Origin of the sequence: Lutimaribacter pacificus (assembly GCF_900142185.1) — a bacterium.
GTDB lineage: Bacteria > Pseudomonadota > Alphaproteobacteria > Rhodobacterales > Rhodobacteraceae > Lutimaribacter > Lutimaribacter pacificus.
The window spans coordinates 40916-58798 of sequence record NZ_FQZZ01000001.1 but is presented as its reverse complement, the minus strand read 5'-3'; the positions used below and the strand labels follow the sequence as shown (position 1 = coordinate 58798).

The window sequence follows — 17883 nt, the reverse complement described above, 5'->3', positions numbered from 1 at the left end:
CATCGTTCCCCAAATACTCCTGCCGGAGGCCCGATGACGAAAGGCGCGGCAGGATTGCCCTGCCGCGCCGTAAACCGGGAAAGGGACGCCCCGGTCAGTAGCTCATGACCTGCGTATCTTCCGACATGATCGAGGATGCCATATCCTCGGGTTTGGCCACGCCGACACCGTCCAGCAGAACCTCGGGCGTCGCGCCCTTGCCCGGCAGGTAGATCGCGCAGACCTCGACCTTGGTATCCGGCTTCGACATGATCGTCTGCATCAGGCCCTGCGGGCTCATGCCTTTGGGCGGCTGACCCGCGGTCGCGCTGGCCGGCGCCTCCTTCAGCGCGATGTCGGCGGCGGGACCGCACAGCAGGATATGCACGGTCTTGCCCTGCGCCACGGCCTGCATGTTCAGGACCATGGCCATAAGCTGCGTCTGCGGTTCGGGCGCGGTCAGCACCGTCACCAGCCGCGAGGGGCCCTCGGCATGGGCCATCGGTGCGGCAAGCGTTGCCAGGGTCAGAGTGGCGGCGGTCATCAGGCGTTTCATGGGGTACTCCTTTCCATATATCATGTTTATGGAATATATCTATCACGCGGATTACAGAGAGGCCTTGCGACACGCGGCCGCCCCACCGGCCCCATGAACCGGGCTGTGCGGGCTTTCGCTTGCATCACGGGCAGATAGGCGCGTTTACTGAGGGCACTTGAAACTTGCCCCCTTCTCGCACTAAATCAAATTCGAAATATGGAATATAAAGAGGCCCGCCATGCGCCGCATCCCGGTTATCCTGCTGCTCAGCCTGCTTGCCGCCCCGCTTGGGGCCGAGACGCTGACCATCAGCCCCGTCACGCTGACCGAGTGGAAAGCGATCTATGGCCAGGTCGATACCCGCGACCGGGTGCCCGCACGGGCACGGATCGGCGGCACGGTCGACACCCTGTCGATCACCGAGGGCGACCGGGTCGAAGCCGGGCAGCCGCTGGCCGTCATCACCGACGACAAACTGCAATTCCAGATCGACGCGCTGAATTCACGGCTCGACGCGCTGAACTCGCAACTGGCCACCGCCCGCGCCGATATGGAGCGCGGCCGGCAATTGCTGGATCGCGGCGTCATCACCACGCAGCGGTTCGACGCGCTGCAAACGCAGGTCGACGTACTGGAGGGCGAGATTGCCGGCACCCGGTCCGAAAAGCTGGTGGTCGAACGCCAGATCGAGGAAGGGCGTGTTCTGGCGCCCGAGGCCGGGATCGTGCTGGACGTGCCGGTCTCGCGCGGATCGGTCATCACCCCGGGCGAGGCGGTGGCCGAAATCGGCGGCGGCGGCGTCTTCATGCGCATTGCCGTGCCCGAACGGTTCTCGGCCGCGCTGTCTGAGGGCGACACGATCCAGATCGAAGCCGGCGACGGCCTGCGCGAGGGGCGGCTGGCCAAGCTTTATCCGCTGATCACCGGCGGACGCCTTCAGGCGGATATCGAAGTCGAAGGGCTGGACGCCCGGTTCATCGGCCGCCGCGTGCCCGTGCGCCTGCCGGTGGGCGAACGTCAGGCGCTGCTGGTGCCGCAATCGGCGGTCAGCCAGACCGGCGGGCTGGATTTCGTGATGATCGAGGACAACGGCGCGGCGCTGCGCCACGTGGTCGTGCTGGGCCAGGACATCATGCGCGACGGCACCCTCTGGCGCGAGGTTCTGAGCGGGCTGGCGCCCGGCGATATCGTGGTGACCGGCAATGAGTGACGACACCCCCCAAAAGGGCCCGCTGGGCATTGCCGGCGCGCTGACGCGCGGCTTCATCACCTCGGCCCTGACGCCGGTGATGCTGATCGCGGCGCTGGCGATGGGCCTGATCGCCCTGGTCAGCCTGCCCCGCGAGGAAGAGCCGCAGATCTCCGTGCCGCTGGTGGATATCCACGTGCAGGCAGACGGGCTGCGCGCCGAGGATGCGGTCAAGCTGGTGACCGAACCGCTGGAAACCATCGTCAAGGGCATCGACAATGTCGAGCACGTCTATTCCGATACCGGCGACGACCGCGCGATGGTGACCGCCCGGTTCGAGGTGGGTGTGTCCGCCGACACCGCGATCCTGCGTGTGCGCGATGAAATCCTGTCGAATCTCGACCGTATCCCGGTGGGCATCCCGGAACCGCTGGTGGTGGGGCGTGGCATCAACGACGTGGCCATCGTCGCGCTGACCTTCAGCCCGGCACCGGGGCAGGAGGCGATCACCGCCGCCGACCTGACCCGCATCGTGCGCGAGGTCGAGGTGCGGCTGGCCGCGATCGAGGATGTCGGCCTGACCTACGTGATCGGCGCCACGGACGAGGCGCTGCGCGTGGCGCCCGACCCGGAAAAGCTGGCGCTTTACGGTATCACCCTGCAACAGCTTGCCGGCAAGGTGCAGGGCGCCAACAGCGCCACGCCCGCCGGGCTGCTGCGCGATGGCGGCGAACAGATCGGGCTGGTGATCGGGCAGACCCTGTCGACGCCCGGGGAAATCGGCAACCTGGAACTGACCGCGCGCGACGGGCGCACCGTCTATGTCCGCGACGTGGCCGAGGTGGCCTTTGTCACCGACATGGACGAACACCACGTTGCCACGCTCCGCCGTGGCGAGGATGGCGCGATCACCCGCACACCCGCCGTGACGCTGGCCCTGGCCAAGCGCGCCGGGTCGAACGCCGTGATCGTGGCCGAGGAAATCCTGCACCGGGTCGGGGCGATGCAGGGCAAGCTGATCCCCGACACCGTTCAGATCGAGGTAACGCGCGACTACGGCGAAACCGCCAACGAGAAGGCCAACGAACTGCTGTTCCACCTGGGCCTTGCCACGGTGTCCATCGTGGCGCTGGTGTTCTTCGCGATCGGCTGGCGCGAGGCGATGGTGGTCACCATCGTCATCCCGGTCACGATCCTGCTGACGCTCTTTGCCGCCTGGATCATGGGCTACACGCTGAACCGGGTATCGCTTTTTGCGCTGATCTTTTCCATCGGCATCCTGGTGGACGACGCCATCGTGGTGATCGAGAACATCGCCCGCCACTGGGCGATGAAGGACGGGCGCGACCGGATGCGCGCGGCTGTCGATGCGGTGGCCGAGGTCGGCAACCCCACCATCGTCGCCACGCTGACCGTTGTGGTGGCACTGCTGCCGATGCTGTTCGTCAGCGGCATGATGGGCCCCTACATGAGCCCGATCCCCGCCAATGCCAGCGCCGCGATGATCTTTTCCTTCTTCGTGGCGGTGACGATCACGCCCTGGCTGATGCTGAAGATCGCGGGCCGTGCGCCGCTGCATCACGACGAGGGCGAAGGCGGGTTTCCCGGTGGCCGGCTTGGCCGGATCTATGCCGCCGTGGCCCGCCCGCTGCTGAAGGGCAAGGGGCGCAGCTGGCTGTTCCTGCTGGCGGTCGTGGTGCTGTCCTTCGGCTCGCTCGCGGCCCTTTATACAAAGGATGTCACGGTCAAGCTGCTGCCCTTCGACAACAAGTCGGAGCTGTCCATCGTCATCGACCTGCCCGAGGGCGCCAGCGCCGAGGCGACCGATGCCGTGGCGCAGGCCGCCGCGCGCATCGCCATGACCCTGCCCGAGGTGCATTCCGCGCAGACCCATGCCGGCACCGCCTCGGCCTTCAATTTCAACGGGCTGGTGCGGCACTATTTCCTGCGCCAGACCCCCGAACGTGGCGATGTGCAGTTGAACCTCGAGGCCAAGTCGGCGCGCGAACGCACCAGCCACGACATCGCGCTGGACCTGCGCGAAAAGCTGTCCGCGCTGGACGTGCCTGCCGGGACCGTGCTGAAGGTCGTCGAACCGCCCCCCGGTCCGCCGGTGATCTCGACCCTGCTGGCCGAGGTCTACGGCCCCGATGCCGACACGCGCCGCGCGGTTGCGGCGCAAATCCGCGCGGTTTTCGAGGACATCCCCTTTGTCGTCGATGTCGATGACAACTATGGCGAACAGCCCCGGCGGCTGCGCGCGGTGATGGCGCCCTCGGACCTGGATTTCTACCGCGTGGCCGAATCCGACGTGGCCGAAACCCTGCGGCTGCTGAACGGCGAGATGGTGGTGGGCTATTCCCATCGCGGCGGCGGGCGGCAACCCATCCCCATCGTCGTGGCGCGCGACCGGGCCGAGCGCGTGATGGATGCCACCGCGCTGTCCACCCCGGTTCCCGCCAACGCCCTGCCCGGCGGGCGCGGCGTGGTGGAGCTGGGCGACGTGGTGCGCATCACCGAAGAGCGCGCGAGCTTCCCGATCTTCCGCCGCAACGGGCTGGAGACCATCATGGTCACGGGCGAGTTGGCCGGCGATTTCGAGGCGCCGCTTTACGGCATGATCGAGGTCGCCAACCGGATCGACGCGATGGACTGGCCCGAGGGTCATAAGCCCGAAATCCGCCTGAACGGCCAGCCCGCGGAAACCGACCACCCGGTCCTGCTGTGGGATGGCGAGTGGGAGGTGACCTGGGTCACCTTCCGCGACATGGGCACCGCATTCGCCGTGGCGCTGCTGGGCATCTATATCCTCGTGGTCGCGCAGTTCGGCAGCTTCCGCCTGCCGCTGGTGATCCTGACACCGGTGCCGCTGACGTTCCTTGGCATCATGGCCGGTCACTGGCTGTTCGGCGCGCCGTTCTCGGCCCCGTCGATGATCGGGTTCATCGCGCTGGCGGGCATCATCGTGCGCAACTCGATCCTGCTGGTCGACTTCATCCGCCACGCCCGGCCGGGCGAGCCGGTGACGGTGGACGTGCTGATCGAGGCCGGGGCGACGCGGTTCAAGCCGATCCTGCTGACCGCGGTCGCGGCGATGATCGGGGCGGCGGTGATCCTGATGGACCCGATCTTCCAGGGGCTGGCGATTTCGCTGCTGTTCGGGCTGCTGAGCTCGACCGCGCTGACGGTTCTGGTGATCCCGGCAATCTACCGCATCGCCAAGACCTGAGCGGTCAGATCAGCGCGGGGCCGAAGATCAGCACGGCCCCGCCCGCCACCAGCGCCAGCCGCAAGGGCGCGGCGGCACGGCCGATCAGGCCAAAGGAAATCGCCGCCAGCCCCGCGCCGATCAGGCCAAAGGCCAGCAGCGTAGCGCCCGGCGCGTCGGCCAGCGCGATGATCTGCGGCTGCGCGATCATCCCCAGCGGGATCAGGTAGAGCCCCACGCCCAGCGCCATCGCGGTGCCGGCCACGCGCAACCAGTTTTCCCCGATCATGCCCGAGGCGATGAACACCGCCCCGCAGACCGGCGGGGTGATGGTGGACAAAAGCGCGAACCAGAACACGAAGAGATGCGCCTGCAACGGCGCAAGGCCCAGCTCGGTCAGCGCCGGCCCCGCAACCGAAACGCAGATCACGTAGGCGGCGGTGGTCGGCACCTCCATCCCCAGCACAAGGCAGGCCAGCGCCGTCAGCAAGAGCGACGCCCAGAGCAACCCGCCCGAGCCCTCGAGAATGACCGAGGTGATCTTGACCCCCAGCCCCGTCGACCCCAGCACACCGATGATGATCGACGCGCACAGGATGATCGACGCGATCATGGCCACCTGTTTCGACGCGGTCAGCAACGCCCCGACCACCCGCGCGGCGGTGCGCGCGGCGTCGAACCGCAGGTCGGCCCCCGTCAGCAACAGCACCGCGCCTGCAATGATGGCAAGGCAGGCAGCGTATTGCGGCGTGTAGCCAAGGGCAAACATGCCCAGCAGCAGAACCGTGAACGGGATCAGGAAAAACAGCGCCGTCACCGCCACGTCGCGCGCGGCGGGGCGGTCCTTTTCGTCCAGCCCGCGCAGGTCGAACCTAGTGGCATAGGCGTTGATGCCCACCCAGACCGCCCAGAAATAGAGAATCGCAGGCAAAAATGCGGCTGCAATGATCTGCGTGTAGGGCGTGCCGGTCAGTTCCACCATGACAAAGGCCCCCGCCCCCATCAGCGGCGGCATGATCTGCCCGCCCGAGCTGGCCACCGCCTCGACCCCCGCGGCCAGCCGTTTGGGATAGCCCAGCTTCGCCATCGCGGGCAGCGTGATTGCCCCGGTAGAGGCGACATTGGCGCTGGCCGACCCCGAGATCGAGCCGAACAGAGCCGAGGACAGGACCGACACCTTGGCCGCCCCGCCCTTCAGCCGCCCGGCCGCCGCCGCGGCCACGTTCATGAAGCCCTGCCCCGCCTCGCCCGCGTTCAGCACCGCGCCGAAGATGACGAAGATCGACACGACGCCCACCGAAACCGCGGTCAGGCTGCCCCAGATGCCGCCCTCGGCGATCACCATCGTGCCCATGAAAGACCGCAGCGGCACGCCGGAATGGCCGAATTCACCCGGGATCAGGTGGCCGAAGAACGCATAAAGCAGCGCGGCCAGCGCCACCGTCGGCAAGGGCCACCCGATCGCGCGGCGCGCGGCCTCGATCACCACGGCAAGCAGGGCAAAGGACAGCCAGACCTGGAATTCGCTTTCCAGAAACCCGTATTGATCGCCCAGCGCATCGGCGTTCCACGCGATCCAGACGCTGCCCGCCACGCCCAGCGCGCACAGCACCGCGCCGGTGGCCAGCCGCCAGCCCGATGCGCCGTACAGAAAGATCCAGGGCAGGATCAGCGCCATATGCAGCGGGCGGCTGACGAGGTTGGGCACGAGGCCGGAAAAGATCAGCCCGATGTGAAAGGCGACAAGCAGCGCGGCCAGCGCCAGCCACAGCACCCGCGCCACGATGGTTTGCGGCAAATCGTCGGTCGCGCCCATGATCCCTGCCCCCTTGCACGTGAAAGGCCGGGCCATATGCGGCCCGGCCCCGTTGTCCCGCCCTGGCGGGTGGCTACATCTGCCCCTCGGTCAGGGCAAAGCCGGCCTCCTGGTAATACCGGACCGCGCCGGGATGGATCTTGCCCGTGATGGTCGCCATCAGGCTTTCGTCCACACCGGCCCACCAGGCGGCGCTTTCCGCCATCTTCGCCTTGCCTTCCCAGAAGGTCCTGGTCAGCTGATAGGCGGTTTCGTCATCCATCCCGGTAGTGGCATAGGCCACGACCGGCAACGAGGTGGTGACGATATCGGCATCCTGCCCTGCATAGGTGCCTGCCGGGATCACCAGCCGCGTGCGCTTGGTCTGGGCGACCTGGTCGTCATCGAGCGACAGGACCGTGACACCGGCCGAGGCCGCGGCCTCGACCACGTTGGGCGCGGGCCAGCTGCCGGCCGTGACAAACCCGTCGATCTGCCCGTTCTTGAGCGCGGCAACCGCGTTGGACAGTTCGGCATCCGCAATCGTCACCTTGCCCTCAAGGCCGAAAAGCCCGAGGTATTTCTCGCCCTCGGTCGCGCCGAAGCTGCCCTTGCCCAGCAGGATCGTCTTGCCCTCCATCCCGGCAAGCGTCGTGACGCCCGAGGCTTCGGACATCACGAAATGCATGGTCAGCGACGGGATCGGGAACAGCGCGCGGATTTCGTCGAAGGCCGGGTCGCCCTTGCCTTCGAACATCGCCTTGCCGCCTTGCGCCAGACCGACCAGAGCGGGCGGCGTGGTGAATACATAGTCGCCGCCACGGGCACGCACCTCCATCACGTTCTGGACCGATCCCTGCCCCTCTTCCACCGTCACGATGATGTCGCCGCCCGATCCGGCCTTCATCGCCTCGGAAATCTGCACGCCCATCTGGTAATAGGACGTGCCGGCCTTGGCCGACTTATAGGTGACGCGCGTTTCGGCCCACGCGGGCGTGGCGAGCATGGCACCGGCCGCCGCCGCACCGGCCAGCCATCTGATTGCAGTCAACATGCGAAATCCTCCCTGAGTTCGGACAATAGAAACTACACCCGCTGCCCGTGGTCAATCGCCGGACATGGGCGAAAACATGCGTTTACGCTCTCCACACGATAAAAAACGCCCCGGCCAGAGGGGCCGGGGCGCAAGTCGCATGACTGTGGCCGCGATCACGCCACGCGGGGCAGTTCGCGTGCCTGATCCTCGATGAACGCGCCGTGCAGCGCCTTGATCGCGGGTTTCAGGTCTTCGCGGTCGAGGATGAACTGCACATCCACGTTGCGCGGCCCCTGCGTTGCGCCGATGGATTCCAGCCCGGCATCGGCAATCGCCTGCAAACCGCGCGTCAGAACCGACAGACCGCGCAGGTCGCGCCCGATGACCGAGGCCAGCGACAGCGTGCGCGACCGGATTTCGGCCGAGGGGTATTTCGCCGCCAGATCCTTTTCCACCCGCCGCATCGACTTGAGCGAGCTGTCCACGTAATGCGTGATCGTGTTGGCGTTCGACACCTTGGACACGATGCGCACATCGTGACGCGTCAGCGTATCGAGGATCGCCGCGTCATAGCCCTTGACGCCCACCATGTCCTGCTCGAACACCTCGAGTGCGATGATATCCAGACCCGTCACGATCTCGACCGCGGCCTCGTCCGCGGGCTGATCGTCGATCAGCGTGCCGGGGTCGTGCGGTTCGAACGCGTTGGTCACGCGCAAAGGCACATCGGCCTGGCGCAGCGTCTTGGCCGCCTTGGGGTGGATCGCCTCCATCCCCATGTTCGACAACTGGTCGGCCACGTCGTAATTCGTCCGGCCCAGCTTGCGCACGGCGCCCGGCCCCACAAGGTTGGGATCGGCCGAGGACAGGTGGAATTCCTTGTGAATGATCGCCTCGCGCGCGCCGGTCAGGGCCGCCATCATCGAGAACGTCACCTCGGAATAGCCGCGATCGAATTCGCGCATCAACCCCTCGGCGCATTGGGCATAGCCGGTGACGATGGGCATCTCGGTCATCGGATCGACGCCCTTCATGGCGGTTTCGATCCGTTCCTCAAGCGTCACGTCGCCCTCGTCGCGCCAACCCGACAGATCGACCAGCCGCGCATCGACACCCGCACGCTGCAGCAGCAACGTGGTAACAAAGGCGGAATGCGCCTCGCCCAGGCCCGACAGCAATTCGCGTATCTGCAGCATATGCTCGGCCAGGCGGAAATGCCCGTAGGAACACAGGCGTTGCAGGTCGATCAGGCAGTTGCGCGCGCCCTCGATCCGGTCGCGTACGAATTCGTCGGCGCGTTCGGTGTCGGCGGCGCTGTCCAGAACGGCGCGATGCGCCGCGATCATGGCGTCGGACACGCGGTCCAGCGCCTCGTGCCAGCCGTGGTCGGTGTCGGCATTGGCGAATTGCGCATAGACACCCGGCTTGCCGCTTTTCTTATGCTCAAGCAGCAGGTTGGTGATGCCGCCAAAGGCCGACACGACGAAGATGCGGCCATAAAGGTCGGTGCCTTCGCGGTCGCCGATGAACAGCGTATCGCGCAATTCGTTGACGCGGGACATGGATGTCCCGCCGATTTTCTCAACCGTATGGGCCATGGGTCAGTCCACCAGTTCCTCGGGCATGGCGTCGTAAGAGCCGTCCTCGCGGTGCACCTCGTTGCCCGTCACCGGCGGGTTGAAGCAGCAGGCCATCCACAGCTCTTCCTCGGCGCGCAGCGTATGCTTGTCGTGCTGGTCCAGCGCATACATGGTGCCGGGCTTGATCTGGTGGGTTTCCCCGGTGGCCAGATCGGTGATCGAGCCCTTGCCCTGCATGCAATAGACGCTTTCAAAGTGGTTCTTGTAATGGAACGTATGTTCCGAACCGGCCTCGAGCACGGTGATGTGGAACGAGAACCCCATCTTGTCACCGGCCAGCAGCATCCGCACGGATGTCCACTGGGCGTCCGATACGACGCGATTGGGTTCGTTCTTGGTGATGTCGTCGAAATCCCGGACAATCATCGTGCTTACTCCGCTGCAATTTTCATGTTGGTCGTCGCCTCGCGCGTCGCGTCGAGAAGGATATCGAATCCTTCGCGGAAAAGCGCGGGCGATGTGGTGAGCGGGGCCAGAACCTTGACCACCTCGTCATGGGCGCCCGAGGTTTCGATCACCAGCCCCTTGTCGAAGGCGCGGGCGCAGATATCGCCGGCCAGTTCGCCCGAGCCCACATCGACACCCTGCATCAGGCCGCGGCCCTTCAGCGTGGCGCCGGGGATCAGTTCGGCAACCTGTTGCAGCGCAGTGGTCAGCATGACCGATTTTTCCGCCAGTTCCTTCTGGAACGCATCATCGGCCCAGAATTTTTCCAGCGCGATGCGCGCGGTGATGAAAGCATGGGTGTTGCCCCGGAAGGTGCCGTTATGTTCGGCCGGCTTCCAGATGTCATGCTCGGGCCTGATCAGCAGCGCGGCAAAGGGCAGGCCCATCCCGCCGAAGGATTTGGCCAGCGGCACAAGGTCGGGTTCGATCCCCATCTCTTCGAAGCTGAAGAAGGTGCCGGTGCGGCCGCAGCCCGCCTGGATATCGTCGACGATGAACAGCGCGCCATGCTTTTTCGCAATCCGCGCGATGCCCTGCATGAATTCGGCGCTGGCGGCGTTCAGCCCGCCCTCGCCCTGCACGGGCTCGATCAGGAAGGCGGCGGGCGCGTCAACGCCGCTCGACGGGTTGTCGAGCATCTGTTCGATCAGCGCCAGGCTGTCGATATCGTCGCCAAAGGCGCCTTCGTAGGGCATATGCGTCACGCCATCCAGCGCGCTCATGCCCGAACCGCCGCGCTTGCCGGCGTTGCCGGTCGCGGCCAGCGCCCCCATCGTCATGCCGTGAAAGCCGTTGGTGAAGGCGATGATGTTCTTGCGGCCGGTGATCTTGCGCGCCAGCTTCATCGCGGATTCGACGGCGTTGGTGCCGGTCGGGCCGGTCATCATCACCTTGTAATCCAGCCCGCGCGGTTCAAGGATGATGCGTTCGAACGCATCAAGGAAGGCGGCCTTGGGTTCGGTATGCATGTCCAGCGCATGAGCAATGCCATCGTTGCCGATATGATCGATCAGCGCGGCCTTCATGTCGGGATCGTTGTGGCCGTAGTTCAGCGAAGAACATCCGGCCAGGAAGTCGATATACCGATTGCCGTCGGCATCGAACATCTCGGAGCCCTGCGCACGGGTGAACATGGCGGGCATACCGCGGCAGTAAGAGCGTGCCTCGCTCTCGCGGCGTTGGAAAATAGCGGTCTTGTCGGCTGACTTGTCAGTCGGCATGGGAAAATCCTCGTGTTTGGGAAGCAAGGTCTCGATCAGGCGGCTTTCGCCAGCTCCTCGGGGAACTCGATCGTGACCATGTGTTCGGTGGCGTGCTTGCCGTCGAAATGTTCGTCGCGGATGTAATGCGGTTCATCGCTCAGATCGCCACCGATCATGCGGGCAAAGCTGCGGAACAGGCCCCAGCTTGCATCGTTGTCGCGCGTGATCGTGGTTTTCAGGCAGGTCGCCTCATCGCATTCCTCGCGCTCGACCAGGTGGTGCAGCATCTTCCTGCCCAACCCCAGGCCGCGCGCCTTGGGGCTGACCGCCACCTGCCAGACGAAAAATGCGTTCTGGTTCGGGATCATGTGGCCGGAAATCCAGCCCACGATCTCGCCGTCCATTTCAGCCACGACACAGGTGTCGCGGAAATGTTCGGCCTGCACGATGTTGCAATACATCGAATTTTCATCGAGCGGCTTGCAGTTGCGCACCAGCCCCCAGATTTCCGCCCCGTCCGTCGCTTCGGGTTTGCGCAGCCGGGGCATACGCGTTCGGGGCGGTGTCACATCTTTCGGCATTGGATCGAGATCCCTCGCTTGGTTTGTTTGGAATGTAAAATAGACAGCATGAAAATTATTTCAAGAGATAAAGCATTAATATCCGAATAAGGCCAGTATGCGCCAAATTTCGCCGTTAATTGCTTTATATTAACGAATTATGTAATTTTGATGACCGTACCAATCCGACCAGACGGAAAGGAGATGCTTAGGCGATTGAAGGATATGACAAAACTTGAGATGATACCGCCGATTGCGGAGAGCCCGATGGACAGAACCGACGACAGCCTGATCGCCCTGCGGCGCATCCTGCGCGCGACCGAACTTTATGCGCGCGAGCTTGCGCATTCCGCGGGCCTGACGCCGGCGCAGTTGCGTGTGCTTCAGATCGTCGACGAGAAAAGCAGTGCCACGCCCAAGGAACTGGCCAAGCAGATGGGCGTCAGCCAGGCCACGATCACCGCCCTTGTCGACAAGCTGGTGATCCGCGGGCAGGTGCGGCGCATGCCGTCACAGACCGACCGGCGCCAGACCAACGTGACCATCACCCCCGAAGGGCACGAAACGCTGGTCAATGCCCCCGACGCGCTGCAACAGAAGTTCGTGCGCTCCTTCGAGGCGCTGGAGGATTGGGAACAGGCGATGCTGGTGGCCGGGCTGGAGCGGGTGGCCGCGATGCTGGACGCCGAAGAGATCGACGCCGCCCCGGTCCTGACCACGGGTGAGCTGCACATGGGCCGCAAGCGACCCTGAGCGCCGGTCACTCCAAAAGCTGCATCTCATAGAGATCCCTGAACTTCTCGCCTTTGGACAGAAGTTCGTCACGCGTGCCCTGCTCGACCACCCGGCCATCTTCGAGGTAACAGATCTGGTCGGCATGGATGACCGTCGACAGCCGGTGCGCCACCACGATCGTCGTCTTGCCCTGCGTCACCTGGTCGAGCGCGCTTTTCACCAGCGCCTCGGAATTGGCATCCAGCGCGCTGGTCGCCTCGTCCAGCACCAGGATCGGTGCATCCTTCAGGACGGCGCGCGCGATCGCCAGCCGCTGGCGCTGCCCGCCGGACAGGAAGGCCCCGTTCTCGCCGATCTTGGTCTGGTATCCCTTGGGCATGTCGCGGATGAATTCATCGGCATGGGCGATACGCGCGGCCGAAACGACCTCGTCATCGGTGGCATCGGGACGCGCGATCCGAATATTCTCGGCAACGCTGCTGGAAAACAGGAACGTGTCCTGACCGACATAGGATATCTTTTCCCGCAGGCTGGCAAAGCTCGCCTCCCTGATATCCACATCGTCGATCCGTATCGACCCCTCCTGCGGATCGTAGAGCCGCAGGATCAGGTTGAGAATCGTCGACTTGCCACCGCCCGACGGCCCGACCAGCGCCGTGGTTTTCCCCGCCGGAAAATCGAGGGTCATGTCGCGGATGATGGATTTCCCGTCCGTGTACGAGAAACCGACATTGTCGAATGTCACATGGCCCGGCCCGTCGGCCAGCACCACGGGGTTTTCCGCCTCGTGCAGGGTGATGGGCTTGTCGAGCAGCTCGAACATCAGCCGCACGCCGACCATGCCGTGCTCGATCTTGACCCGCATCCGCATCAGGCGCTTGGCCGGTTCATAGGCCATGAGGAACGCGGTCACGAAAGACATAAGCTGGCCGGGCGAGGACGGCTCCCCCCCGAACAGGTTGACCGAGCTGAGAACCACGACCGACGCAATCGCAAGGCCGGTGATCGTGTCCATCAGGGGCGCGGTCGCGTTTTCCAGCCGGACGATCTTGTTGTTGCGGCGCTCGACGCTGCGGACGGCCTGATCCATGCGGTCGCGCATGACCCCTTCAAGCGCGAAGGTCTTGATCACCCGCACCCCGGTCGAGGTTTCCTGCACGACCTTGATGATCTCGGCCAGGCTTTTCAGTTCCTGCTTCATCACGTCCCGGACGCGCGCCAGGATCTTCTGGACCCCCCAAAGGGCGACGGGTCCCACCACCAGGCTGACGATCGAAAGGACGGGCTGCTGATAGATCATGACACAGATCAGGCCGATCAGCGTCAGGGTGTCGCGCACCACGCTGGTAACGATCGTGTCGATGACCATCCGCGCCCGCTGGGCGCTGTTCGTCACGCGCATCAGGATGTCCGAGGATTCGGTGGTCGAAAAGAACCCGACCCCCTGCTTGAGCAGGCGGTTATACAGCGTCGTCTGCTTTTCCGCGACGATCCTGTTGCCCGCGCGCGCCATCAGGACGGCCTGCGCGAAGGATGCGATGCCCTTGGCCATGAAGGTCAGCGCGACTGCGCCCGCCACCCAATAGACCCGCGCGCGGTTGCCGGTGTCGGTCATGGCGTCGACGATCTCGCCCATCAGCCAGGCGGTGCTGGCGGTCGTGCCTGCAACGACGATCATGGCCAGAATGGCCACGAAATACTTGGTCTTGTGCTCGGGGATGCTGTCACGCAGCAGGCGCCACAAAAGGCTGTTATCCCGCGCGTTTTTCGTGAAAGCCGGCAGCCAATTTTTCAATAGCGATGCCATTCAACTCGCCTAACCGTATTTGGGTCTCGCGTATCTAACAAGCTTATCCGGGACAGTCGATCCCAAACAGACGCGCCACGGGGGCACGACCGGATCGGGGAACCGGGCCGGAAGCTGCGCGCCCTCACGCCGTGCGGGCAAGGGTTTCCCGGCCGGTCGATCGCAGAACGCCGATGCGCCGTATCCAGTTGGTCACGGGTATCCGGTTTTTCAAGGCAAGCGTCACATCGGTGCGGAGAGCCTGAAGAACGACAGGAATTCCTGCGCGGCATCCACGTCGCCCCGTGCGTCGACCATGCCCCGCGACACCAGGACCGGCAGCGGGGTCGTGCCGTAAACCGCCGCCGCCAGCGTGTTCCCGCTGCCTTTCAGCACAAAGGGCGCGTCCGGCTTGCCCACCGCGCTGGTCTGCAGCCGCGCATCGGCCAGCCGCATCCCGAAAGCCTCGCCGCCAAAGTCGAACCCCGCCAGCATGTCATGCCCCTGCGCGCGGTCGGGGATCAGGTTGACCCCCATCGAGATCATGAGGGCCGAGGGGCTGATGAACCGGGACGGATCGTGCCCCGGGATCGCCAGGGCCCAGCGGCAGAGCGATTCCAGAACCGGCAGCAGGCCGTGCCCGGCATCCGTCAGGGTATAGATACCCAGCCGTTCGTCATGGGTAAGCACCCCGGCCTGCGCAAGCTGCGCCAGCCGGCCGGTCAGCACGCTGGCCGTGATGCCCGGCAGGCCCGCGCGGATCATCTGGAACCGTTTGGGCGCGAATATCAGCTCGCGCACGACCAGCAGCGCCCACCGGTCACCGATCACGTTCAGCGCATGGGCGGCCAGACATCCTTCGTCATAGCGTATGCGCGGGGTTTCCGCCTGTTTCGTCACTTTTTCATACTTTCAGTTGTTTTTTAATACTACCGCTGGCACGCTGATCCCGCAAGCAGGATTCGCCTGCACGACATCTGCATGAAAGGTGACATGACATGACCTATTTCACGGGCGCGGTGGCGGCAGTTCCGACCGCCAACAAGGACAAATACGCGGACCATGTCGCGGCCGCCTGGCCGTTGTTCAGATCCTACGGCGCCATCCGCATGGTCGAAACCTGGGGCGCGGATGTACCGAAAGGAAAAGTGACCGATTTCCAGGGTGCCGTGGACGCAAGGGAGGATGAAACCATCGTGTTCTCGTGGATCGAATGGCCCGACAAGGCAACCGCAGACGCCTCCTGGCAAAAGATGCAGGACGATCCGGCGATGAAGGACATGCCCGAGATGCCCTTCGACGGCAGCCGCATGGTTTTCGGCGGCTTCGCCCCGGTCTACGAGGCCGGCACGCATAGCGGCGCGGGGTATTACCAGGGCTTCCTTCTGGCCGTACCCGAAAAGAACAAGGCCCCTTACGTGGAAATGGCCGACGAGGGCTGGAAGATGTTTCAGAAGGGCGGTGCCCTCGGGATGGTCGAATGTTGGGGCGAGGATGTCCCGCGTGGCAAGAAGACCGACCTCTACCGCGCGACCAGGGCCGAGGACGGTGAGGTGCCGGTGTTCAGCTGGGCCGCCTGGCCCGACCGCGCCACCTGCGATGCCGCCGCAAAGGCGATGGAGGCCGAGATGGGCGATATGCAGGACATGCCCGAGATGCCTTTCGACGGGATGCGGATGATGTGGGCCGGCTTCGATCCGCTGTTCGACTCGGGGAAAGCCACGTGACTTTGCACTGATCAACTGACGGTCCGGAACATACTGCGCGGCGTGCTGGTTGCAGGCCGCGCTTTTTCTGTCGTGCCCGTCGGCAAGGCGGGCGCCGTGGCTATCCTTGCAAACCGTGAGTCCTGACCAGCACGGGATGTTGCCGGGCCAACCTTGCGTTGTCGTCCACGCCGCCAAAATCGGCATTGACAATACCAATTACATCGCAAACTAATAGGTATTATAAATACCGATTCAAATCTCGGCCATCGCCGAAGGAACAAGGGCTGCCTCGCGGTCCGTCCAGGGCGCGGGAGCCTTGGGCACGGCTTCGGCGCCGGTGCGCGCCACCTTTCCTGCGCACCCCACCCAGGGAGGCCCCCATGAGCAAAGCGACGCTGAACGAGGATAACGGCCACAGGGGTTTCTTCACCCGCTGGTTCATGTCCACCAACCACAAGGACATCGGCGTCCTTTACCTGTTCACTTCGGCGGCCGTCGGCCTGATCGCCGTTCTGTTCTCGGTCTACATGCGGCTGGAGCTTATGGAGCCGGGGGTGCAATACATGTGCCTCGAGGGGCTGCGCCTTTGGCCGTCGGCCGCCGAATGCACGCCCAACGGGCACATGTGGAACATCCTCGTCACCTATCACGGCGTGCTGATGATGTTCTTCGTGGTCATACCGGCGCTGTTCGGGGGCTTCGGCAACTATTTCATGCCGCTGATGATCGGTGCACCCGACATGGCGTTTCCGCGGCTCAACAATCTCAGCTACTGGCTGTTCGTCGCCGGAACCGCCCTCGCCTTCGCGTCGCTCCTGGCGCCGGGCGGTGACGGGCAGCGTGGCGCGGGCGTCGGGTGGACGCTCTACGCGCCGCTTTCGGTGCGGGATGGCGGCATGTCGATGGACCTGGCCATCTTCGCAATCCATGTTTCGGGCGCCTCGTCGATCCTGGGCGCGATCAACATGATCACGACCTTCCTCAACATGCGCGCGCCGGGCATGACGCTGTTCAAGGTGCCGCTGTTCGCCTGGTCGGTCTTCATCACCGCCTGGATGCTGCTCATGGCGGTTCCGGTGCTGGCCGGCGCGGTCACGATGCTGCTGACCGACCGTAATTTCGAGACCACCTTCTTCAACCCGTCCGGCGGAGGCGATCCGAACCTTTACCAGCACCTGTTCTGGTTCTTCGGCCACCCCGAGGTGTATATCGTGATCCTGCCCGGCTTCGGCATCGTCAGCCATGTCGTCGCCACCTTCTCGAAGAAACCCGTCTTCGGTTACCTGCCGATGGTCTGGGCCCTGATCGCCATCGGCTCGCTGGGGTTTCTGGTCTGGGCGCATCACATGTTCACCGTCGGCATGTCGATCACGCAGCAGAGCTATTTCCAGATCGCCTCGATGACGATCGCGGTGCCGACCGGCATCAAGGTGTTTTCCTGGCTGGCAACGATGTGGCAGGGCTCGATCCAGTTCAGGACGCCGATGCTGTTCGCCATCGGCTTCATCTTCCTGTTCACGATCGGCGGCGTTACCGGCGTCGTCGTGGCGCAGGCGGGCGTCGATCGCGCCTATCACGATACCTATTACGTGGTCGCGCATTTCCACTACGTGATGAGCGTCGGTGCCGTCTTCGCGCTTTTCGCGGGGATCTATTACTGGATCGCCAAGATGTCCGGGCGGCAATATCCCGAATGGGCGGGCAAGCTGCATTTCTGGCTGTTCTTCATCGGTGCGAACCTGACGTTCTTTCCGCAGCATTTCCTGGGCCGCCAGGGGATGCCGCGCCGCTATATCGACTATCCCGACGCGTTCGGTTTGTGGAACGCGGTGTCGAGCTGGGGGGCGCTGCTGTCCTTCGCCTCGTTCCTGCTGTTCATCGGGATCATTTTCTACACCCTGCTGGCCGGCAAGCGCGAGACAGCCGCGAGCTACTGGAACGACTATGCCGACACCCTGGAATGGACGCTGCCCTCGCCGGTGCCCGAACACACGTTCGAGGACTTGCCGAAGCCCGGGGATTGGGACCGGCACCCGGCCGAATAAGGAGATCGCGATGT

14 protein-coding genes are annotated in these 17883 nt (G+C 64.5%); 5 read left to right on the top strand and 9 right to left on the bottom strand.

Annotated features, from left to right (window positions below; all coding sequences use genetic code 11):
* Positions 1–94 precede the first annotated feature (94 nt).
* Complete coding sequence (locus F3H87_RS00255) at positions 95–535, bottom strand: hypothetical protein (protein WP_149787027.1); 441 nt, start codon at positions 533–535, stop codon at positions 95–97.
* Positions 536–755: 220 nt separating this feature from the next.
* Here F3H87_RS00255 and F3H87_RS00250 point away from each other — a divergent pair, with 220 nt between their 5' ends.
* Positions 756–1727: an efflux RND transporter periplasmic adaptor subunit gene (locus F3H87_RS00250; protein WP_149787028.1), complete on the top strand. Its 972-nt coding sequence runs from the start codon at positions 756–758 to the stop codon at positions 1725–1727.
* Positions 1720–4935, top strand: coding sequence for an efflux RND transporter permease subunit (locus tag F3H87_RS00245; protein WP_149787029.1), 3216 nt, complete (start codon positions 1720–1722; stop codon positions 4933–4935). Before F3H87_RS00250 ends, F3H87_RS00245 begins: the two co-directional genes overlap by 8 nt.
* Before the next feature lie 4 nt (positions 4936–4939).
* Here F3H87_RS00245 and F3H87_RS00240 read toward each other — a convergent pair whose 3' ends face one another.
* The 6 genes from F3H87_RS00240 to ectA form a co-directional block, all read right to left on the bottom strand.
* On the bottom strand, positions 4940–6730 hold the full coding sequence (locus F3H87_RS00240; RefSeq protein WP_149787030.1) for a TRAP transporter permease: 1791 nt from the start codon (positions 6728–6730) through the stop codon (positions 4940–4942).
* Positions 6731–6803: 73 nt separating this feature from the next.
* Positions 6804–7763 carry a TAXI family TRAP transporter solute-binding subunit gene (locus F3H87_RS00235; protein WP_149787031.1) on the bottom strand — a complete coding sequence of 320 codons (960 nt, stop codon included), beginning with the start codon at positions 7761–7763 and terminating at the stop codon, positions 6804–6806.
* A gap of 155 nt (positions 7764–7918) precedes the next feature.
* Positions 7919–9343 (bottom strand): aspartate kinase, encoded by a 1425-nt coding sequence (locus F3H87_RS00230; protein WP_149787032.1) that lies wholly within the window; start codon positions 9341–9343, stop codon positions 7919–7921.
* 3 nt (positions 9344–9346) lie between these two features.
* Positions 9347–9751, bottom strand: coding sequence for an ectoine synthase (locus F3H87_RS00225; protein WP_149787033.1), 405 nt, complete (start codon positions 9749–9751; stop codon positions 9347–9349).
* A gap of 5 nt (positions 9752–9756) precedes the next feature.
* A complete protein-coding gene (gene ectB / locus F3H87_RS00220; protein ID WP_149787034.1) occupies positions 9757–11052 on the bottom strand; it encodes a diaminobutyrate--2-oxoglutarate transaminase in 1296 nt (431 codons plus the stop codon).
* Positions 11053–11087: 35 nt separating this feature from the next.
* Positions 11088–11615 carry a diaminobutyrate acetyltransferase gene (ectA, locus tag F3H87_RS00215; RefSeq protein WP_149787035.1) on the bottom strand — a complete coding sequence of 176 codons (528 nt, stop codon included), beginning with the start codon at positions 11613–11615 and terminating at the stop codon, positions 11088–11090.
* A 246-nt stretch (positions 11616–11861) separates the two neighbouring features.
* On the opposite strand from ectA, the gene F3H87_RS00210 reads away from it, so the two are divergent.
* The gene (locus F3H87_RS00210) at positions 11862–12347 is read left to right on the top strand and encodes a MarR family winged helix-turn-helix transcriptional regulator (RefSeq protein ID WP_188129149.1); all 486 of its coding nucleotides are present in this window, start codon (positions 11862–11864) and stop codon (positions 12345–12347) included.
* A gap of 7 nt (positions 12348–12354) precedes the next feature.
* Here F3H87_RS00210 and F3H87_RS00205 read toward each other — a convergent pair whose 3' ends face one another.
* Both F3H87_RS00205 and F3H87_RS00200 read right to left on the bottom strand, forming a co-directional pair.
* Positions 12355–14073 carry an ABC transporter ATP-binding protein gene (locus F3H87_RS00205; protein ID WP_317510909.1) on the bottom strand — a complete coding sequence of 573 codons (1719 nt, stop codon included), beginning with the start codon at positions 14071–14073 and terminating at the stop codon, positions 12355–12357.
* A gap of 285 nt (positions 14074–14358) precedes the next feature.
* Positions 14359–15015 (bottom strand): winged helix-turn-helix transcriptional regulator, encoded by a 657-nt coding sequence (locus tag F3H87_RS00200; protein WP_149787037.1) that lies wholly within the window; start codon positions 15013–15015, stop codon positions 14359–14361.
* A gap of 98 nt (positions 15016–15113) precedes the next feature.
* Here F3H87_RS00200 and F3H87_RS00195 point away from each other — a divergent pair, with 98 nt between their 5' ends.
* Positions 15114–15842: a DUF1428 domain-containing protein gene (locus F3H87_RS00195; RefSeq protein ID WP_149787038.1), complete on the top strand. Its 729-nt coding sequence runs from the start codon at positions 15114–15116 to the stop codon at positions 15840–15842.
* A gap of 362 nt (positions 15843–16204) precedes the next feature.
* Positions 16205–17869: a cytochrome c oxidase subunit I gene (ctaD, locus tag F3H87_RS00190; protein ID WP_149787039.1), complete on the top strand. Its 1665-nt coding sequence runs from the start codon at positions 16205–16207 to the stop codon at positions 17867–17869.
* Positions 17870–17883: the final 14 nt, after the last annotated feature.